Below are 20,331 nucleotides of genomic sequence, written 5' to 3' on the forward strand. Positions count from 1 at the left end.
ATGTCCCCTTTAAATGAACGCCGCTGGCAGAACTTTAAAACAAACCGACGCGGCTACTGGTCGCTCTGGCTGTTTCTCGCGCTGTTTCTCGTCTCGCTTTTTGCGGAACTGATCGCCAACGACAAACCGCTGTTGGTGTCCTATGACGGTGGACTTTACACCCCGTTTTTAAAAGAATATCCCGAAACCACCTTCGGCGGCTTTTTTGAAACCGAAGCCGAATATCGTGACCCGGAGGTTCAGGCTCTCATCACCGATACCGGCGGCTGGATCGTCTGGCCCCTCGTGCGCTACAGCTATGACAGTATCAACTACGACCTGACGGTCCCGACCCCTGCCCCACCTAGCGCGGATAACTGGCTGGGCACTGACGATCAGGGCCGCGATGTGGTGGCCCGGCTGATCTACGGCTTTCGGATTTCCGTCCTTTTTGGCTTGATCCTGACAGTCGCCAGTTCCGCCATCGGCATTGCGGTTGGGGCGGTACAAGGCTATTTCGGCGGGACCATTGATCTTGTTGGGCAACGGTTTATCGAGATATGGTCCGGCCTGCCGACACTCTTTATGTTGATCATCCTTGCCAGTTTTGTGGAACCGAATTTCTGGTGGTTGCTCGGCCTGATGCTCCTGTTTTCGTGGGTGCAGCTGGTCGGGCTGGTGCGGGCCGAATTTTTACGCGCGCGCAATTTTGATTTTGTGCGTGCTGCCAAAGCCCTTGGCGTATCAGATACCACCATCATCCTGCGCCACGTGCTGCCCAATGCCATGGTCGCGACCTTCACCTTTCTGCCCTTTATCCTCAACGGCTCCATCACCACGCTGACGGCGCTTGACTTCCTTGGGTTTGGCTTGCCACCGGGGTCCGCATCGCTTGGGGAGTTGCTTAATCAGGGCAAAAATAACCTGCAAGCGCCGTGGCTGGGACTAACCGCCTTTTTCGTCCTCTCCCTCATGCTGTCTTTGCTGATTTTTATCGGGGAAGCCGCCCGTGACGCCTTTGATCCACGAAAGACTTTCCAATGAGCCAAGCCCTTCTGGACATAAAAGACCTGCGCGTCAATTTTGGGGACAGCGAAGCCGTGCGCGGCATCTCCTTCAGCCTCAAAAAAGGGGAAACACTGGCCCTTGTGGGGGAATCGGGGTCTGGCAAATCGGTTAGCGCGTTGTCTATCCTGCAATTACTGCCCTACCCCCGCGCCCATCATCCGTCTGGCAGCATTACGTTTGACGGGGAAGATTTGCTGGCAACCAAGGGCAATTACATCAACACCATCCGTGGCAACCGCATTGCCATGATCTTTCAGGAACCATTGAACTCCCTCAACCCGCTGCATTCCATTGAAAAACAGATCAGCGAAGTCCTGTTTGTCCATAAGCTGATGACCAAACGCCAAGCGCGCGAACGCGTCATTGAACTGTTGCAACTGGTCGGGCTGGAAAGTGCAACCACGGAAGACCGCCTGAAGGCTCTGCCCCATCAGTTTTCTGGCGGGCAACAACAGCGCATCATGATCGCGATGGCTTTGGCAAACGAGCCGGATATCCTGATTGCCGATGAACCCACAACCGCCCTTGATGTGACGGTACAGGCGCAAATTCTCAAACTCCTGCAAGACCTGCAAGCCAAGCTCGGTATGGCGATCCTGATGATCACCCATGATTTAGGGATCGTGCGGGGCATGGCAGATCGCGTCTGTGTGATGCACGAAGGTATGATTGTCGAAGCGGCCGACTGCGCCCAAATATTCAACGCACCGCAGCATGCCTACACCCAAAAACTACTCGCAGCCGAACCCAGTGGCGAGCCACAAAAGCTGGATAACCCGCGAGACCTGCTGAACGTTACAGATTTTAAGGTCTGGTATCCTATCAAACGCGGCATCATCCAACGCACGGTCGATCACGTAAAAGCTGTCAATGGCATTTCCCTCACCGTGCGCGAGGGGGAAACACTGGGCATCGTGGGGGAATCGGGATCAGGTAAATCCACCTTGGGCCGGGCGATCTTACGTCTGGAAGATAGTCAAGGCGGCTTGATCTTTGACGGAAAGGACCTGCAAGCCCTCTCCCAGAAAGACCTGCGCCCTTTGCGAAGTGACATGCAAATGGTGTTTCAGGATCCCTTTGGATCCATGTCCCCGCGGCTGTCTGTGCAGCAAATCATTGAAGAAGGCTTGCGTGTCCATGCGGAAAAGCTGAGCCTCGAAAAAAGACGCATGATCGTTGGCGATATCCTTGAAGAAGTCGGCCTGCCCCGCAACGCACAAGATCGTTACCCGCATGAATTTTCCGGTGGGCAACGTCAACGCATCGCCATTGCACGTGCCGTTGTCCTAAAACCCCGCCTGATTATTCTGGATGAACCCACAAGCGCGCTAGATATGTCCGTGCAAGCGCAGATCGTTGAGTTGCTGCGTGACTTACAGGTCAAACATAACCTGACCTATATCTTTATCAGCCATGACCTCAAGGTCGTGCGCGCCATGAGCCATCACGTCCTTGTCATGCAAAATGGACAGGTGGTGGAAGAAGGCCCACGCGATCAAATTTTTGACGCGCCGCAAACGGCCTACACCCAGGCCCTGATGGCAGCAGCTTTTGAAAACAAAGCCATAACCTCATAAAAAAAGGCCCCACCAATACTCGGTAGGGCCTTTTTTTGCAGGGAGAACCTTTAAGTCAGCAACGGACTTATTTTGTCAGGTAGTAGTAACCGTTGTCGTCAGCTAAATAACCCGGCTGCCATGTTTTAACGATCGCTGGTTTTGCTGCGTCTGTAGAAGCAGAAGCTGTTGCAACTTGTGACGGGTCAAACGTAACAACCACTTTTTCGTAGCCGTTTTCATCAGCAGAAGCACCGTCAAACGGCAGGTTAGATGTCAGGGTTTTAACAACGCTTGCACCGCCTGCTTTGTAGCCTGTGTCGTAGTCAACTTCGACAGTGCGTGTGTAACCGTTTGGTGCGTCATCCGCATAAAAGCCCGGCTGCCATGTGCTGGATGTTTCTGTAACTGTGCCAGCCAATGCAGAAGCAGCTGTACCAGCAACCAAAGCAGCAGTGAGGGCGAGTGTTTTAATCTGTGTCATAATTTTAGTCTCCTAAGTGTGTCAGAGCGAACATGTGTCGCTGTTGAGGAGAAAATAGGCCGACTCACTCAAAGAAACAATTGAACCAATAGTAAAATTATTGTGTCCAAATTTGTTATAATCCGGCCTTGCATTTTGGCAGCGATGTCACAGTACTGTCATGAAAGAGTCTCCCTTTCACGTTAAAATAAACACACCACCATCATAAACAGGGAATGAGTGAAATGTGGTTTTTTAAAAATGAACTGACAAAAGATCGTGCCGTGTTGCCCCTTGCCAGTCTTGGCACCCTAAAGGCCTATGAGCCCCAACGCTGGATTTGCGAATGTTCCAGCTTTATCTACAACCCCGCGACCATGGGCGGTCTTGCCTTTGAAGAACTGGGTAAAAAATGGAAATGCCCCTGCTGCGGAGCCAAGAAAAAGGCCTTCCGTAAAACCGATCAGCGTTCTGTTTCCTGATCCTTGGCACCGTCCCCCAAAAAAATATAAAAAAAGGCCGCTACCTTTTGCAGTAGCGACCTTTTTCTTTGCGTTAAAGCGTATGCAATAAGCGTCGGACTTAGAAGCCCATACCACCCATGCCGCCCATGCCGCCCATGTCAGGCATAGCAGGTGCGCCACCAGCTTTTTCCGGCTTATCAGCAACCATAGCTTCAGTTGTGATCAGCAGGCCAGCGATAGAAGCCGCATCTTGCAGAGCTGTACGAACAACTTTAACCGGGTCGATAACGCCAGCTGCAACCAGATCAGTGTATTCACCAGTCTGTGCGTTGAAGCCGATTTTAACGTCCGTACCTTCGAGCAGTTTACCCGCAACAACCGCACCGTCGTGACCCGCGTTTTCAGCGATCTGACGGATCGGCGCTTGCAGCGCACGACGGATGATGTCGATACCGACTTTCTGGTCAGGGTTATCCCCTTCCAGACCGTCAAGTGCACGTACAGCGTACAGAAGCGCCGTACCACCACCGGAGATGATACCTTCTTCAACAGCAGCGCGTGTTGCATGCAGAGCATCGTCAACGCGATCTTTGCGTTCTTTCACTTCGATCTCAGTTGCACCACCGACCTGGATAACAGCAACACCGCCAGCCAGTTTCGCCAGACGCTCTTGCAGTTTTTCACGGTCGTAGTCAGAAGAAGTTTCTTCAGCTTGTGCTTTGATTTGGTTGCAACGTGCTTCGATCTCAGCTTTATCGCCCGCACCTTCAACGATTGTTGTATCTTCCTTCGTGATCACAACAGACTTAGCTGTCCCCAGCATGTCGATTGTCACGTTCTCCAGCTTAACGCCGAGTTCGTCAGAAACCAACTGACCGTTTGTCAGGATCGCGATGTCTTGCAACATAGCTTTACGACGATCACCAAAGCCCGGTGCTTTAACCGCAGCAACCTTCAGGCCGCCGCGCAGTTTGTTCACAACCAGAGTTGCCAATGCTTCGCCTTCGATGTCTTCAGCGATGATCAGCAACGGACGGGAAGACTGAACAGACGCTTCCAAAAGCGGCAACATCGGCTGCAGGGAAGTCAGTTTGCCTTCGTTGATCAGGATGTACGGGTTATCCAGCTCACAGACCATTTTCTCAGAGTTGGTCACGAAGTAAGGGGATGTGTAACCACGGTCAAACTGCATGCCTTCAACAACGTCAAGCGTCGTGTCCAGACCTTTAGCTTCTTCAACAGTGATAACGCCTTCGTTGCCGACTTTTTCCATCGCTTGTGCGATCAGGTCACCAACAGTCTTTTCACCGTTTGCAGAGATTGTACCAACCTGTGCAACTTCTTCGTTTGTCGCAACCGGCTTGGAACGGGCTTTAACGTCAGCAACAACAGCAGTAACAGCTGTGTCGATGCCGCGTTTCAGGTCCATTGGGTTCATGCCAGCAGCAACAGCTTTTGTACCTTCACGGACAATTGCTTGCGCCAGAACTGTCGCAGTTGTTGTACCGTCACCAGCCAGATCAGCTGTTTTAGACGCAACTTCTTTGATCATCTGTGCTCCCATGTTCTGGAACTTGTCTTCCAGTTCAATTTCTTTCGCAACAGACACACCGTCTTTAGTAACGCGCGGCGCACCAAAGGATTTGTCCAAAACAACATTACGGCCCTTCGGACCCAGTGTTACTTTTACAGCGTTTGCAAGAAGGTCAACACCCTCAAGAATCTTTGCACGAGCTTCTGTGCCGAATTTGATTTCTTTAGCCATTTAGCTAGACCCTTATTTAAGCAGTCAAAAGATAGGATGGTTTGTGTCGTTTAAGGCTTAGCCTTCGATCACACCCATGATGTCAGTTTCTTTCATGATCAACAGATCTTCGCCGTCAACCTTGATCTCTGTGCCGGACCATTTGCCGAACAGAACCTTGTCGCCAGCTTTAACGTCAAGCGCAACGAATTCACCGTTGTCACCGCGTACACCAGAACCAACAGCGATAACTACGCCTTCAGATGGTTTTTCTTGCGCTGCTTCCGGCAGAATGATGCCGCCAGCAGTTTTAGTTTCTTGCTCTACGCGTTTTACGAGGACGCGATCGTGCAGAGGACGAAATTTCATGGTTTTAAACTCCGTGATAGTCACCAAAGTAATGACCCGAACGAGTCAATGATTAGCACTCGTTAGGTCCGAGTGCTAACAGAGTTAAGAGGAGACCGTAAAACTGTCAAGGATTGAATCGTTATTTTTTTATTTCCCGCGACGATCCAGCAGGCTGAGATCCCCCTCCAACAGGCGGCTATCAAACAAAATGAAGTGCCCACCACGGAAATCTTCGACATGCTTCACTGCCGGATGGTCCGGTGCATCCCGTTTCCACAAGGTTAGCACGACACTGTTCGGATGCGCGCCAACCCATTCATCAATCGAATAGCCCGAACGACTGGTTGCAAGTTCCTGAACCGGTTTTTCAAGCCGTCCCAAAAACTGGAAGGTGCCATGATATTTGCCAACGAAAGCCACATCATCTCCACGATCCTGAAAGGTCTTGATCTTGTTGGAAAGCTCATGCAGATCGAACTCTTCATAAAGATAGGGGGCAAGGGCCAGATGCAAGGTCACCACAAAAGTGGACATCAACACCGTTAACCCCACCACCGACTGCACAACCGACTTTAACGGACGCACCAGCAAATATAATGCCACGAGAACGGTTAGCCCCATCCAGTATGTCGGCAGATACCCCACCCAGTCGGGTAATTTTTTAAGTGGCAAATACGGGACGGCAACCACCACCATCCCAAGCACCGCAAAAAACCCGGCTGGTAACAGGCGCCCCAGTCGACTGTCCGACAAATCCGATTGCCATAGCCAACGTGACATCAAAAAGGCACTCGCCGGAAAGATCGGCAAGAGATAGTGCAACTGCTTGCCACTGATCAGGGAGAAAGCGAAAAAGATCGGCACAAACCAGAGAATACAAAAACGCGACGCCGATTCAGACCAGAGCGTCCCGACGGATCGCCACGCACTGCGCCACATGGTTGGCCAGATCGCCCACGGCAACAATAGCGGCCCAATGACGGCGAGATACCACCACCACGGACGGGCATGGGCGAAAGACTCGACCACACGGCCAGCCGTCTGCCCCCAGAAAATGGCGTTGCGATATTCTTCCCCGCCATAAATGCCGGCAGGCACGGCCCAGGCAAGCCCGATGACTGCCCCGCCCAAGACCCCCAGCACAATCCGGCCGTACCACGCTTTCCACGCACCATATTGCTGTTTCACCAAACCTTCACGGTCCCAAACCGGGGCCAACAGGGCCACAGGCAGAACCTGCAACAAAATGACCGGCCCTTTGGCCAGAATGCCCAGACCAATCGCCAAACCAAAATAGACCCAGCCTTTGCCGCCGCCGTCGCGCCACGCAACCAAGACACCATACAGCGCCCACAAGGTACAGGCCGCAACCAGCATGTCAAACATGGTAACGGTGGTAAAGATGGTCCAGAAAGCCGCACCCAACAACACGATAGGGGACAGGTCAGCAATCATCGGCTCGTCCGGCCAGAGCTTTTGCGCCATAGATCGCGTCAAAAACAAACACGCCAAGCCAAACAACGGGGCGACCAGAGGCGGCCACCATTCGTTCATCCCAAAGACGGCCCAACCCGCGTTCATCAACCAAAACAGCAAGGGCGGTTTATGGCTGTAGGTTTCCCCATTCAGGTGCGGGACAATATAATCGCCATCCAGCCACATTTCCCACGCAACAGCAAGGTAGCGGGTTTCATCCACGGGCAAAGCCGGGCGATAGGCAATCGCAAAAGCGACCAGCACAGCCCACAAAAAAGTAAAGAGGAGAGGAGACCAGTTTTTTTGGATCATCGGTACAACGTCTGTTTCAGGCAGTCGGCTGCCTTTGGTTACATTTTAGTCTCGCCATCACGCACGATGGCATCGGCTGTTTGCTCGTCACCCGCCAGCTGCGTTTCAATGTCACGACCCAGCGTTTTCCCCTGACGGTAGCGGCGATACAAATAAACGCCCAATATGCCAGAGATAACGAAAAGAATCACGCTCAACGCAATATTCCATTCCGTATTGAGCTCAATACCGCTGCCTGCCAAGGCAAAAACCAGCGTCTGGGGGACATACCCCACCATAGAGCCCGCGATAAAAGCAAACGGCGACACACCAGAAACACCGGCCGCCGCACTGGTCGCCATATTATTGCCGACAGGTAAAAGACGAATTAACAAGGTCATGGCAAACGGGCTGTCTTTCAAGAAATCATCAACCCGTTTAATCTTGCGCGGAAACTTGCGTTTCACCCACGCGCGCCCAAAAAAGCGGGCGTAAAAAAATGTCAGGAGACAACCCAGCGTCACCGCCAGCAGCGCAATACTTAGCCCCTTGATCACCCCAAAGGCATAACCGCCCAAAAAGGCGACGACCTGACGCGGAAAACCGACAGCCGCCAACAAGCCCCCGATAGAGATAAAGACAAACCAGCCTTTTATTCCCTGCCCGCGCACATTGTTATCAATCCAGCTTTTATCAATTCCGCGCGACAACAGGTATGCCGCCCCTGCCAGCACCATCAGGAACATCAGCCCCTTGATGAAAACCTTATAATTCATGGAGCCTTCCGCTCGATAATCACGGGCACTTTACCACGGCTTTGCAGCCATTTAACGCCCATAATATCGACGATGCCGACCCACAAACGGTTCCACATCCCATATTTAGAAACACCGCGTTCACGCGCGCGGTGATTAACCACCACCGACTGCACCCGCCCGCCGCGACGGATCATCAAGGCCGGGAGAAAACGGTGCATATGATTAAAATACGGCAAATCAAGGAAGGCTACGCGGGTAAAGACCTTCAGGCCACAGCCTGTGTCCGGCGTATCATCGCCCAACAGCTTGGCGCGGATTTTGTTGGCATTGCGCGATTGCCACAGCTTAAATGCACTGTCATGACGCTTGGCACGCCAGCCTGCCATCAACACTAAATCCTGATCGTCGGCCTTGATCAATTCATCATACAACGCCGGAATATCAGCAGGATCGTTTTGTCCATCGCCATCCAGCGTGGCGATCACACGACCATCAGCCTGTTTAACCCCACTGCGCACCGCTGTGCTTTGACCACAAGAGTCACGGTGGGTCACGATCTTTAAACGATCTGTTTTTGCCTGCATGTCCAACAAGCGTTGCGGCGTGTCATCGTCGCTGCCATCATCTACATAAACAATCTGATATTCCAGTTTACCGTCGAGGGCTGCCATGATTTCTTCAATCAAGGGCTGGATGTTTTCCGCTTCATTCTTAACCGGAACAACGACAGATAGTTCGATGGGCGCTGACATATAAATTGGGACCTGCGTGCATTGCAATAAAAACGCCGCGCATTATGGCCTTTTCGCCGATTTTGTCCACCTAATTCCGACAGACGGACATCCCTATCCTTGGTTTATCAGAACGACTTGCCGTTCTCTTTCCGCAAAAATTTCTTTTCTGCCTCCTAAAATTCTCTATACCTGTAGCAAATAAACAGGAGTCATGAATGTCGGATACCTATGCAGGGGATATCACCCCTAACGAAGCCTGGACGATCTTGCAAGAAAACGAACAGGCCGTTCTAATCGATGTGCGCACCACTGCCGAATGGGCATGGGTGGGTCAGGTTGATCTCAGCTCTCTCTCCAAATCCCATCATTGTGTCGAATGGGTCAGCTTCCCCAGTGGGTCAGCAAACGAGAACTTTGTTGAAGAAGTGCAGGCACGGGTCACAGACACCACAGCCCCGGTTCTCTTGCTCTGTCGCTCCGGTGTGCGTTCCAAATATGCAGCCATCGCCCTGAGCGCCGCTGGCTATCAGACCTGCTACAATATTGCAGGCGGGTTTGAAGGGGACAAAAACGAGGCACAGCATCGCGGCACCGTCAACGGCTGGAAAGTTGCAGGACTGGCGTGGGCGCAGGGCTAAATCCTGAAGTGTTCGCGCAAGTTGATGGAAGAGGTACGTTGGATGGCGGCGCGGTGATCGCCTAAAAACTGATCCGCGCCCCGGCGTCCCTCTTCAAACAAAGTAGAGAGCATGGACCAATCCGGTGTCATTTCACTGCCCGGATTTTGTTTGGATGTGACAGCCGTACCATCAATCAAATGAAAACGGTGCCGTGCCAGACGCCGCGCTTTGCCATTTAAGGCAATGCTGGATTGAGAAATATCACGCCCTTCCTCGATCAATTCAATTTCACGGCGCAACGACTGCGAAAAAGATAAGTGGCTCAGGTGCGTGCGTACCCCGCCGATATGGGAAGGCAGTTGAAACCCATCCACCGGACTGATCTGGACCAGCAATGTATCATTGGTATTGGACTGAAAGATCACGGGGCGAATAGCCGGATTTGCTGAAAACCCGCCGTCCCAATAAGGTTCCCCATCGATCACCACGGATTTAGAGAAAAACGGCAAACAGGTTGAGGCCAAGATCACCTCAAGTGATAAATCTTCGTTGCAAAAAATACGCGCACTGCCATTGGACACTTGTGTCGCGGCGATATAAAGACCAAACGGGCTATGTTCGCGCAAGGCTGGAAAATCGATTTGATCTTTGAGGATTTTACGAAGCGGGTCAAAATCCAGCGGGTTTGGGTCAAAGGGCATCATCATCATGCCGTTCATGGCCCAGTTCATCAGGCTTGTGGACGTCCCCGGCACGGTTAAAAAATCACCCGCTTTCGAGATCGCTTTCCAGACGCTTTCCAGTTTAGCCCGCGCACCTTGGGTGCCATCTTCCATGTAACCTTGCGCCATGGCAACAGCGTTGACCGCCCCCGCACTTGTGCCGCTGATGGTATCAAAGGAAAGGCCGTCGTCTTCCAACAAGCGGTCCAGCACGCCCCATGTGTAAGCCCCATGGGCGCCGCCGCCCTGAAGCGCGAGGTTTAATTGCTTGTAGCGCGATCCGCCCAAGCCCAAGGCGTTGAGTGTTTCTTCCAACATGATAGGGACAATATACCACTTTTCCCCGGTTGCATGTGAATTTTTTGTGCAGCGCAACAAAAAAGCCCGACCTGCAAAAAACAGATCGGGCTTTCTATAGATTTGGAAACAGGCTTAAACCAGTTTATCCAATTCTGTAATCAGGGCATCACCCATGGCGTTACAGCCGACTTGTTTCATGCCAGCTTGCATGATGTCGCCTGTACGAACGCCGGCGCCCAGTACGTTTTCAACGCCTTGATCCAGCAGGTCAGCTTCTGCCCCCATGTCAAAGCTATAGCGCAAGCACATGGAGAAGGACAGAATGGTCGCCAGCGGGTTCGCAAGGTCTTGACCCGCGATATCCGGTGCAGAACCGTGTACCGGCTCGTACATGGCGCGGACTTTACCGTTTTCATCCTTACCGGACAAAGACGCAGACGGCAGCATCCCCAAGGACCCGGTCAGCATCGCAGCGCAATCGGACAGCAGATCCCCAAACAGGTTGTCTGTCAGGATCACGTCAAATTGTTTCGGGTTACGCACCAGCTGCATCGCGCAGTTGTCAGCATACATATGTTCCAGTTGAACGTCGGCATATTCTTCTGCATGCAGTTTTGTAACCACTTCACGCCAGAATTTACCGGATTCCATCACGTTTGCTTTTTCAACGCTGTGAACTTTGTTGCCGCGTTTTTTCGCCAGATCAAACGCCACGTGGGCCGCGCGAATGATTTCAGCATCCGTATAAACTTGCGTATCAAAGCCTTTACGACCACCACCCGGCAGGTCTTCAACGCCGCGCGGCTCGCCAAAGTACACACCAGACGTCAGTTCGCGCAGGATCATAATGTCCAGACCCTTAACGACGTCGTTTTTCAGCGTAGAGCTATCCACCAACGCATCAAACACAAGCGCAGGACGCAGGTTGGCAAACAGGTCCAGTTCTTTACGAAGACGCAGCAGACCGGCTTCGGGGCGGGCGTGACGTTCTACGTTGTCCCATTTCGGGCCGCCAACAGCACCCAGCATAACCGCGTCCGCATCCAAAGCGTCCTGAATGGTTTCGTCCGTGACTGCACATTTGTGAGCTTCGTAACACGCGCCACCCACAAGGGCTTCATTGACGTTGAAGTTTACTGAACGGTTTTTCGCCAACCAATCAATGATTTTGCGAACCTGACCCATTACTTCCGGACCAATACCATCACCCGCCAAGAATAAGAGGTTTTTAGCGTCAGACATTTTTTTCTATTCCTTAAACAAAGCCGTCCCTGCCGAAGCAGGGACCGCTGAACTGTAATAAATGTCCCTGTGTCGCTCAGGGACTGAATTTTATGAACGGGCCATCCACGGCATGGATTGCGCGTACTGATCTTCAAATGACTGGATCTTGTCTTCTTTTTGAAGAGTCAAGCCAACGTCATCCAGACCTTCAAGCAGACAGTGCTTGCGGAACGGGTCCACATCAAATTTGATGCAGCCGCCATCCGGGCCTTTAATCTCTTGGTTTTCCAGATCAATGGTGATCGTTGCATTGGCACCGCGTGAGGCGTCATCCATCAACTTGTCCACATCTTCCTTCGGAAGACGGATCGGCAGGATGCCGTTTTTGAAACAGTTGTTGTGGAAGATGTCTGCAAAGCTGGTAGAGATAATGCAACGGATGCCAAAGTCAGCAATCGCCCAAGGCGCATGCTCACGAGAGGAGCCACAACCGAAGTTGTCACCCGCGATGATGATCTGTGCTTTGCGATACGGTTCTTTGTTCAGGATAAAGTCCGGCTTTTCTGTACCGTCCTGATTGAAACGCATTTCATCAAACAGGTTGGCACCCAGACCAGAGCGTTTGATGGTTTTGAGGAACAGTTTAGGGATGATCATATCGGTATCGATGTTGATCAACGGCATCGGCGCTGCGATACCAGTCAGTGTGGTGAACTTTTCCATGTTCTTAGTTCCCCTCTTTCAACAATTCGCGCACATCTGTCAGCTTGCCTGTGATGGCAGCCGCCGCAGCCATTGCCGGGCTGACCAAATGTGTACGGGAATCACGGCCCTGACGGCCTTCAAAGTTACGGTTGGATGTGGAAGCGCAACGCTCTCCCGGTGCCAGACGGTCATCGTTCATCGCCAGACACATGGAACAGCCCGCCTCACGCCAGTCAAAACCGGCTTCGGTGAAGATTTTATCCAGACCTTCTTCTTCCGCAATCTCTTTCACCAGACCAGAGCCCGGCACGACCATCGCGTTCATGCCTTCAGCCACTTTACGGCCTTTGGCAACGGCAGCAGCCGCGCGCAAGTCTTCAATACGGCCGTTTGTACAAGACCCGATAAAGACGCGTGTCACTTCGATCTCGTTCAACGGTGTACCCGCTTCCAGCCCCATGTAAGCCAACGCACGTTCAATCGCGCCCGCTTTACCTGCATCACGCGCATCAGACGGAGACGGGACTTTAGCTGTAATCGGCAGCGCATCTTCCGGGCTGGTGCCCCAAGTTACGAACGGAACCAGCTCATCAGCTTTGATGATGATGGTTGTGTCGTAAACCGCACCTTCATCAGACGTCAGTGTGCGCCAGTATTTTTCCGCCGCTTCAAACGCTGCACCCTTCGGCGCCATCGGACGACCACGAACATAATCGATCGTTTTGTCATCAACCGCGATCAGGCCCGCACGTGCACCGCCTTCAATCGCCATGTTACAAACGGTCATGCGGCCTTCCATGGACAGATCCATGATCGCCTGACCGGTAAATTCAATCACACTGCCTGTACCGCCTGCAGTCCCGATTTTGCCGATGATCGCCAAAACAAGGTCTTTCGCAGTCACGCCATCCGGCAACGCGCCTTCAACACGGACTTCCATGTTTTTAGATTTTTTCTGCAAGAGCGTTTGCGTTGCAAGAACGTGCTCTACTTCAGATGTCCCGATCCCGAAAGCCAGGGAACCAAACGCGCCATGTGTCGCTGTGTGACTATCGCCACAAACGATTGTCGCGCCCGGCAACGTGAAGCCTTGTTCCGGCCCTACAATATGCACCACACCTTGACGAAGGTCGTCCATCGCGAAGTAAGGAACGCCAAATTCAGCAACGTTCTTTTCCAGAGCTTCCACCTGAATACGTGATTCTTCGTTGGTAATCACAATCCCGTTGGAACGGTCAGAAGTCGGGACGTTGTGGTCGGCGACGGCGAGGGTGAGTTCCGGGTGACGAACCTTGCGCCCCGACATACGTAGGCCTTCAAAAGCCTGCGGGGAGGTCACTTCGTGAACCATGTGACGATCGATAAAGATCAGGCTTGTGCCGTCATCTTGTGTTTCGATCAAATGGTTGTCCCAGATCTTGTCAAACAGTGTGCGGGGGTTGCCCATTTTCGTGCTTCTCCGAATGAGTCAGAAGTATTTACATATCATGTAAGATTTGCGTCCCTTCTATAGAAGTTTTGGACGCAAAGGTCACGAACTTTTACAGTTCTGACCGTGGATGGCACGATTTGACGAATTTTACTTTCAAATTGGGCAATGAAAATAAACCATAATTTTAGTTTTCAGCCAAAAAGAGATACAATTAAGATCGATTCTTTATTGCAAGTTTCATTCATCACCCAAACGATATGCTAAGCGTATTGTGCAATATGTCAAACAATTACAACAAAATAGTGTATTTGGGAAAAAATGACTAAAAATTAATTTAATTAAAAATTGAGGCCAGTCCGTCAAATCAAGTTGCTATGGTTGAAAATCAACATTTTCTTGCATAACATCTTATTCTTATTTGGAAAAAGCCTACACACCCATTATGATCAGTCGTCATTCGACGGGATTCGCTGACCGTCTGAACCATACCATTCAGGCCACAGTTGATGGACAGAAAGTTCAAGGCACTTGGCAATGATGCGATTACCTGTTGGTTGTGGTCTGATTAACGCAGCACGAACAACGGAATCCGAAACACCGTTCTGACGAGCTAAAGCAGCAAGCGATCCGATTTTTTTTCGCACAGCTGCTTTGACGTCTTCAGGATGCATGTTTTGAACAGGTGGGTTTGAATACGGCATATTGAATCCAAGATGAACCGACTTTTACAGGTCGGCTTTTTAATGTTTTATTTTATCACGAACGGGACGCTTAATGGCTTACCAAAACGATCAGCACTGTTTTTCATCCCTATGGTTTGATTATGCCATATCTGGGGAAAATAAAGCCAGAAATTTTATTTCAGGAAGACTACGTACCCTCTGCGATAGAAATCGATACCTTAAAAATCGCGCCATGGGAGAGACATGTGCCTGAAAACTTCCAAGCCCGCCTACGTGAAATCGCCAAAGAAGCAGGGGGCAACCGCGCCCTCTGTGAAAAATCCGGTATCTCGGAACGTACATTTGCCAACTGGCTGTCCGGTGCAAGCGAACCCAAAATCATAGGTCTTTCCGCCATCGCAAACGCAGCAGGTGTTACCATTGACTGGATTGTCAGCGGCACCAAACCCAAAATGGCCTTAGGGTCGCGCCCTCATAATGATAGCGAGATCATTACTATTCCGTGGATTGCAAAGACACTCAAAGACATACAGGGTGATGTGGCACAACGTCTTCACGTGCTGACCCATATGCCATTTTCTACACAGTTTCTGGAAACCCGCCTGTTGAAAACGGATTTTGATCAACTCTGTCTACTTGAAGTTCATGGAGACTCGCTCCATCCCACCGCCAACTGTGGTGACTTTGTCCTTGTTGATCGATCCGACACATCAAAAGCGGACGGACTGGTTTCCTTTGTCTTTCAGGAAAATATTCTGATCAAACGGATCGTCAATACCTTAAACGGTATCGAGGTCATCAGCGATAACAAAGCGCTCTACCCGTCCCACATCATCCCGCCGGAACAAAGCGAACAGCTGGATATTATCGGGCGTATCCTGTGGATCGGCAAAACCGTCCTTTAACAGATAACGTCTCACAAAAGGAAACGCCGTGCCTTTCACGCTCGACAAGTGAGCAAAAGACACGGCGCACCAACATTTTGGCTCTCAGACGTGAGAGGCCGAGAATTGCCCCTGATAAACAGGGGACTTTCAGATCATCAAATCTGCATAACGCAGAAAATGATTACCAGTCTTTCTTCTCGGTAATACGTGCAGCTTTACCAGTACGACCACGCAGGTAGTACAGTTTAGCGCGACGGACGTCACCGCGACGAACAACTTGGATTTCAGCCAGGTTCGGAGAGTAAAGCGGGAATACACGTTCCACACCTTCACCGAAAGAAATTTTACGCAGTGTGAACGCGGAATTGATGCCGTCGTTCTTACGTGCGATGCAAACGCCTTCAAACGCCTGCAGACGCTCGCGCTCGCCTTCTTTTACACGAACCTGAACGCGCAGGGTATCACCAGCGCCAAATTTAGGGACATTACGTTCGGCAAGTTGCTTCTCAATTTGCTCTTTACCGATTTGTTCTACAATATTCATGGTCTCGACCTTCTATAGAAAGGGGTGAACTCTAAACTGGAGAGGTGCCGATCTCAGGCACTTCCTTTAATCTCTTTGCAGTAGCGTTCCCACAAATCGGGGCGACGTTCCTGCGTAATGCGTTGAGCCTGCGTCTTGCGCCAGCTCAGAATTTTCTCATGATGACCGGATAACAGAACTTCTGGGACTTCACGCCCGCGCCACACACGGGGACGGGTGTAATGTGGATATTCCAGAAGACCCGCTTCAAAGCTTTCGTCTTCATGACTGGCTTCTTTACCGATGACACCGGGCAGAAGTCGCACACAGGCATCCAGCAGAACAGTCGCCGCAGATTCACCACCAGACAGGACATAATCCCCGATGCTGATTTCTTCGATATCGTCATGTTCATCAAGAACACGCTGATCGATACCTTCATAACGACCACAGAGCAGGATCACCCCCGGCGCATCCGCCAGTTCGTGCACTTTCTCCTGTGTCAGGGGACGACCGCGCGGTGTTAGAAACACCTTCTTAGCCAACGGATAACGCTTTGCAGCTTCATCCAGTCCACCTGTGACCACATCCGGGCGCATCACCATACCGGCACCCCCCCCGCAAGGGGTATCGTCCACAGTATTGTGTTTGTCCTGAGCAAAATCACGGATCTGGATGGTATCCAGCGTCCAGCGACCTTCCTCTAGACCACGTCCGACCAAAGAATGCCCCAGCATACCGGGAAACATTTCCGGAAAAAGCGTCAGAACACAAGCCGTCCACGGCATCAGTTGCGGGGTCATTGATCCCCCCCATCCGATTTCGCAGTCTTGGGCTTACGATTCTTTTTCTTTTTAATTTCCGGCAACAGGCCTTCCGGCGGATCAACGACAAGGCGTCCTTTCGCAAGATCCACAATCGGCACAATCGCTTTGGTAAAGGGGACCATGATCAAGGCCCCTTCTTTCGGCAGAATTTCCAGCATGTCGCCCGCACCAAAATCATAGACCGCACGCACTGTGCCGAGTGTCTGACCACTGACTGTCTTGACCGTCAGGCCAATCAAGTCTGCGTGATAAAACTCCTCGTCACCGGCATCCGGTAATTTGGAACGGGAAACGAAAAGACGTTCACCTTTCAATAGTTCAGCCGCATCACGTCCTTCAACCCCCGCAACCTTGACAATCAATTCGCCTTTGCCAGTGTGGCTCACGACTTCAATGTCATAGATTTTGGACGCATCTTCGCTTTCCAGCTGACCAAATTGGGCAACATCATCCGGATTTTCGGTAAAGCTTTTCAGACGCAAGGCCCCACTGACGCCATGGGCAGACGAAAAGGCGGCAACGCAAACGCGCAGTCCTTCCTTATCTTTATCAGGCGATGTGGGTGACATGGTCCAAACTCACTCTTGCGAAAATGGGAAAATTCAAAAAGAAACTTAAGCTTCAGCCGGAGCTTCTTCAGAAGCAGCAGCAGCGGCGGCTTCTTCAGCAGCCTGTTTGGCAGCTTCTTCAGCTTCGCGACGCTTCTCAGCTTTTTCTTCGATACGCATTTTAGTCTTTGCAGACTGTTCCGCTTTTTTAGTTTGTTGCGGAACAGCACGTTCAGCTTTGCCAGCAGCTACCAAGAAGCGCAGAACACGGTCAGTCGGTTTTGCACCTTGGCCGAGCCAGTAATCGACACGTTCAACGTTCATGCTAACGCGGTTTTCATTGTCTTTGGCAAGCATCGGGTTGTATGTGCCGACTTTCTCAATGAAACGGCCATCGCGCGGAGCGCGTTTATCAGCAACAACGATACGGTAGAACGGGCGCTTTTTAGCCCCGCCACGTGCCAAACGGATTGTAAGAGCCATTGTTGGTCTTTCCTATGGTTTGGGTTAGTAAAAAAATTATGTCGAAATTCAAAACACGTCAGGTCTTCACTTTTTGAAGGGCGGGATCCCCGGTGGTAAACCACTTTGGCCCCCAAGGCCTTCCATTCCGGGTAGGCCACCCAGACCGCCCGGTGGCATACCACCCGGACCGCCCATGAGTCCCCCCAGCTTGCCGAGCAAACCTTTTTTGTTCATCTTACCGACTTTTTTCATGACGGTTGCAGTCTGCTGATGTTGTTTCAGCAGCTTGTTCACGTCCTGAACCGAGAGGCCACAGCCCGCAGCAATACGCTGCTTGCGTGAGGCTTTAATCAATTTGGGATTTTGACGTTCTTTAACCGTCATGGACAAAATGATCGCTTCTTGACGGGCAATCATCTTGTCATCCACTTTAGCTTCTGCGAGCTGTTTTTTCATCTTGCCGATCCCGGGCATCATCCCGAGAAGGCCGCTCACATCGCCCATTTTTTTAATTTGAGAAAGCTGTTCCAGCATATCTTCCAGCGTAAACTGGCCTTGCATGACCCGTTTCGCCAAGGCTTCGGCTTTATCATGTTCAATGTTTTCCTGGGCTTTTTCCACCAAGGACACCACATCACCCATGCCAAGGATTCGGCTGGCAACGCGGTCTGCGTGGAAGGCTTCCAGTTCGTCGATTTTCTCACCGACACCCATGACCTTGATCGGCGCGCCCGTCACTTCCTTCATGGAAAGGGCCGCACCACCGCGCGCATCACCGTCTACACGGGTCAACGCAATACCGGTAATGCCGATCTTGTCATTAAATTCTTTCGCAACGTTTACCGAGTCCTGACCCGTCATTGCATCCGTCACCAGCAGCGTTTCCTGCGGCTTGGCAACGTCACGGACCTTGGCCACTTCGTCCATCAGCACATCATCAATGTGCAGGCGACCGGCTGTATCAAGGATAACAACGTCATAGCCGCCTTTGCGGCCTTCTTCCATTGCGCGCTTTGCAATGGCAACAGGCTGTTCGCCCATAATAATCGGCAGCGAGTTCAATTCAGCCTGTTTGGCCAGAATCTCAAGCTGCTGCTGGGCGGCCGGACGATAAACGTCCAAACTTGCCAACAAAACTTTTTTACGTTCACGTTTTTTAAGCATTAAGCCGATTTTGGCAGAGGTGGTGGTTTTACCCGCCCCCTGCAAACCGACCATGAGAATCGCAACCGGTGGCACCGCCTGTAAATTGATCTGGGTGTCTTGCGCCCCCAGCATCTCAACAAGGCAATCATGGACGATCTTGATGACCATCTGGCCGGGGTTGATCCCCTTGAGAACATCTTCCCCGATCGCCTTTTCTTTAGCCTTTTTAACAAACTCTTTCACAACCGACAGCGCAACGTCAGCCTCAAGCAAGGCAACGCGCACTTCGCGCATGGCTTCGCTGACATCAGCTTCAGACAATGAGCCACGACGTGTGAGTTTGTCAAAAATACCGCCGAGGCGATCCTGTAAGTTCTCAAACATATAAAAACTTTCCCAACGCAAAACGCGCCAGTGCTCGACTTTCGAGGACTGGCGGCACCCCTATAAGGTGACAAAATTGTCAAAGAGGTATGAATTTGAGCGTCCTTTTACGGGTTGATACACATAGAGTCAAGTAAAAGTGCGCTTGTCTTCCCATTGAAAGCAGATTATTTTAGCCACCATTCAACCACTACGGATAGTGTCCCATGCGTGCCTTATACCTTTTTATATGTGCTGTCATTTTGACGACCAACGCTCACGCGTCGGATGAATTGACAACTTATGCCAATCTGCAGAAGAGTCACGTTCAAGACAATATAAGCGCAATTAAAGGCGCTATTCAAAAAGCCAACGGGCTTTTACGCGACGCACAAGCCCGCGACGAAAAGGATCTGCACGACAATCTACAACAGATCGTACAAAATACCGCCGGCTTGCGTGCCATTATATATATAAATAGAGACGGCATCCTAACCGTTGATAGTTTTACCTATCCTGCCCGACGGATCAATCTGACAGATCGGGAATATGTAAAGGCGGTTGCAGATGCCTCTCACACCGATCTTTATATTGGACAACCCGTTCAGGGGCGCAGTTCCGGCGTCTCGTTCATTCCGCTTTCACAGCGCGTCACTGGGGAGAACGGGGAGCCATTCGGGGTTGTCGCCGGGATTGTGACACCAGACGCACTCATCAGACAGGACATCCTGTGCACCCATTGTTTTATGGGCATATTCTCAACGGGCGGGACAAAACTGGTGTCTTATCCTTCCAGCACGCGCTATGGGCCATCCTTCCTTGCAGAAGCCGCCCCACATGCAAATGGCGCAGCCTTCAAACATCAGTTCGGCAATCAAAGCGTGGTCTCTATGTATAAAACCATCGACGGCTTTGACCTCCACATCATCATGAGCCATCTGGTTTCTGACTAATAAAAATAGTATACGAATTAACGTATTATCTATATCAATTACTACCCGA

General features: G+C 51.3%; 22 protein-coding genes. 6 read left to right on the forward strand and 16 right to left on the reverse strand.

Annotation, left to right across the window (positions count from 1 at the left end):
- Positions 1 to 1,023: an ABC transporter permease gene (locus Q397_RS0100690; protein ID WP_028877781.1), complete on the forward strand. Its 1,023-nt coding sequence runs from the start codon at positions 1 to 3 to the stop codon at positions 1,021 to 1,023.
- On the forward strand, positions 1,020 to 2,624 hold the full coding sequence (locus Q397_RS0100695) for an ABC transporter ATP-binding protein (protein ID WP_028877782.1): 1,605 nt from the start codon (positions 1,020 to 1,022) through the stop codon (positions 2,622 to 2,624). The genes Q397_RS0100690 and Q397_RS0100695 overlap by 4 nt, the downstream gene beginning before the upstream one ends.
- A gap of 67 nt (positions 2,625 to 2,691) precedes the next feature.
- Here the strand turns inward: Q397_RS0100695 and Q397_RS0100700 are convergent, their stop codons facing one another.
- Positions 2,692 to 3,087, reverse strand: coding sequence for a hypothetical protein (locus tag Q397_RS0100700; RefSeq protein ID WP_028877783.1), 396 nt, complete (start codon positions 3,085 to 3,087; stop codon positions 2,692 to 2,694).
- Positions 3,088 to 3,311: 224 nt separating this feature from the next.
- Between Q397_RS0100700 and Q397_RS20370 the strand changes: the two genes are divergently transcribed.
- Positions 3,312 to 3,548, forward strand: a complete 237-nt coding sequence (locus tag Q397_RS20370) for a hypothetical protein (RefSeq protein WP_038012391.1) — start codon at positions 3,312 to 3,314, stop codon at positions 3,546 to 3,548.
- A 100-nt stretch (positions 3,549 to 3,648) separates the two neighbouring features.
- Here the strand turns inward: Q397_RS20370 and groL are convergent, their stop codons facing one another.
- The 5 genes from groL to Q397_RS0100730 all read right to left on the reverse strand — a co-directional run bounded on the left by groL (position 3,649) and on the right by Q397_RS0100730 (position 8,902).
- Entirely contained in the window at positions 3,649 to 5,295 is a 1,647-nt protein-coding gene (gene groL / locus Q397_RS0100710) for a chaperonin GroEL (protein ID WP_028877784.1), read from the reverse strand.
- A 57-nt stretch (positions 5,296 to 5,352) separates the two neighbouring features.
- On the reverse strand, positions 5,353 to 5,643 hold the full coding sequence (locus tag Q397_RS0100715) for a co-chaperone GroES (RefSeq protein ID WP_028877785.1): 291 nt from the start codon (positions 5,641 to 5,643) through the stop codon (positions 5,353 to 5,355).
- Positions 5,644 to 5,772: 129 nt separating this feature from the next.
- On the reverse strand, positions 5,773 to 7,413 hold the full coding sequence (locus tag Q397_RS20375; RefSeq protein ID WP_051609564.1) for an ArnT family glycosyltransferase: 1,641 nt from the start codon (positions 7,411 to 7,413) through the stop codon (positions 5,773 to 5,775).
- Between the two features lie 38 nt (positions 7,414 to 7,451).
- Positions 7,452 to 8,168 (reverse strand): TVP38/TMEM64 family protein, encoded by a 717-nt coding sequence (locus Q397_RS0100725; RefSeq protein ID WP_028877786.1) that lies wholly within the window; start codon positions 8,166 to 8,168, stop codon positions 7,452 to 7,454.
- A complete protein-coding gene (locus Q397_RS0100730) occupies positions 8,165 to 8,902 on the reverse strand; it encodes a glycosyltransferase family 2 protein (protein WP_038012393.1) in 738 nt (245 codons plus the stop codon). The genes Q397_RS0100725 and Q397_RS0100730 overlap by 4 nt, the downstream gene beginning before the upstream one ends.
- A gap of 197 nt (positions 8,903 to 9,099) precedes the next feature.
- Here Q397_RS0100730 and Q397_RS0100735 point away from each other — a divergent pair, with 197 nt between their 5' ends.
- A complete protein-coding gene (locus Q397_RS0100735; protein WP_028877788.1) occupies positions 9,100 to 9,522 on the forward strand; it encodes a rhodanese-like domain-containing protein in 423 nt (140 codons plus the stop codon).
- Here the strand turns inward: Q397_RS0100735 and Q397_RS0100740 are convergent.
- The 5 genes from Q397_RS0100740 to Q397_RS25535 form a co-directional block, all read right to left on the reverse strand.
- Positions 9,519 to 10,544, reverse strand: coding sequence for a patatin-like phospholipase family protein (locus Q397_RS0100740; protein ID WP_156950600.1), 1,026 nt, complete (start codon positions 10,542 to 10,544; stop codon positions 9,519 to 9,521). The genes Q397_RS0100735 and Q397_RS0100740 overlap by 4 nt on opposite strands.
- Before the next feature lie 114 nt (positions 10,545 to 10,658).
- On the reverse strand, positions 10,659 to 11,768 hold the full coding sequence (gene leuB / locus Q397_RS0100745; RefSeq protein ID WP_028877790.1) for a 3-isopropylmalate dehydrogenase: 1,110 nt from the start codon (positions 11,766 to 11,768) through the stop codon (positions 10,659 to 10,661).
- Between the two features lie 90 nt (positions 11,769 to 11,858).
- The gene (gene leuD, locus Q397_RS0100750; RefSeq protein ID WP_028877791.1) at positions 11,859 to 12,473 is read right to left on the reverse strand and encodes a 3-isopropylmalate dehydratase small subunit; all 615 of its coding nucleotides are present in this window, start codon (positions 12,471 to 12,473) and stop codon (positions 11,859 to 11,861) included.
- 4 nt (positions 12,474 to 12,477) lie between these two features.
- Positions 12,478 to 13,902 carry a 3-isopropylmalate dehydratase large subunit gene (leuC, locus tag Q397_RS0100755; RefSeq protein WP_028877792.1) on the reverse strand — a complete coding sequence of 475 codons (1,425 nt, stop codon included), beginning with the start codon at positions 13,900 to 13,902 and terminating at the stop codon, positions 12,478 to 12,480.
- Positions 13,903 to 14,333: 431 nt separating this feature from the next.
- Positions 14,334 to 14,588 (reverse strand): helix-turn-helix domain-containing protein, encoded by a 255-nt coding sequence (locus Q397_RS25535; protein WP_084148872.1) that lies wholly within the window; start codon positions 14,586 to 14,588, stop codon positions 14,334 to 14,336.
- A gap of 227 nt (positions 14,589 to 14,815) precedes the next feature.
- Here Q397_RS25535 and Q397_RS0100760 point away from each other — a divergent pair, with 227 nt between their 5' ends.
- The gene (locus Q397_RS0100760; RefSeq protein ID WP_038012395.1) at positions 14,816 to 15,475 is read left to right on the forward strand and encodes an XRE family transcriptional regulator; all 660 of its coding nucleotides are present in this window, start codon (positions 14,816 to 14,818) and stop codon (positions 15,473 to 15,475) included.
- Positions 15,476 to 15,638: 163 nt separating this feature from the next.
- On the opposite strand, the gene rplS is transcribed toward Q397_RS0100760, so the two are convergent.
- The 5 genes from rplS to ffh form a co-directional block, all read right to left on the reverse strand.
- Complete coding sequence (gene rplS / locus Q397_RS0100765) at positions 15,639 to 16,001, reverse strand: 50S ribosomal protein L19 (protein WP_028877794.1); 363 nt, start codon at positions 15,999 to 16,001, stop codon at positions 15,639 to 15,641.
- Between the two features lie 53 nt (positions 16,002 to 16,054).
- Positions 16,055 to 16,768, reverse strand: a complete 714-nt coding sequence (trmD, locus tag Q397_RS0100770; protein WP_028877795.1) for a tRNA (guanosine(37)-N1)-methyltransferase TrmD — start codon at positions 16,766 to 16,768, stop codon at positions 16,055 to 16,057.
- 11 nt (positions 16,769 to 16,779) lie between these two features.
- On the reverse strand, positions 16,780 to 17,376 hold the full coding sequence (gene rimM / locus Q397_RS20380) for a ribosome maturation factor RimM (RefSeq protein WP_084148873.1): 597 nt from the start codon (positions 17,374 to 17,376) through the stop codon (positions 16,780 to 16,782).
- A 45-nt stretch (positions 17,377 to 17,421) separates the two neighbouring features.
- Positions 17,422 to 17,838 carry a 30S ribosomal protein S16 gene (rpsP, locus tag Q397_RS0100780; protein ID WP_028877796.1) on the reverse strand — a complete coding sequence of 139 codons (417 nt, stop codon included), beginning with the start codon at positions 17,836 to 17,838 and terminating at the stop codon, positions 17,422 to 17,424.
- Positions 17,839 to 17,904: 66 nt separating this feature from the next.
- A complete protein-coding gene (ffh, locus tag Q397_RS0100785; RefSeq protein ID WP_028877797.1) occupies positions 17,905 to 19,350 on the reverse strand; it encodes a signal recognition particle protein in 1,446 nt (481 codons plus the stop codon).
- A gap of 206 nt (positions 19,351 to 19,556) precedes the next feature.
- Between ffh and Q397_RS0100790 the strand changes: the two genes are divergently transcribed.
- On the forward strand, positions 19,557 to 20,282 hold the full coding sequence (locus tag Q397_RS0100790; protein ID WP_028877798.1) for a PDC sensor domain-containing protein: 726 nt from the start codon (positions 19,557 to 19,559) through the stop codon (positions 20,280 to 20,282).
- Positions 20,283 to 20,331 lie beyond the last annotated feature (49 nt).

The sequence above is a fragment of the Terasakiella pusilla DSM 6293 genome (genome assembly GCF_000688235.1).
GTDB classification, from domain to species: domain Bacteria; phylum Pseudomonadota; class Alphaproteobacteria; order Rhodospirillales; family Terasakiellaceae; genus Terasakiella; species Terasakiella pusilla.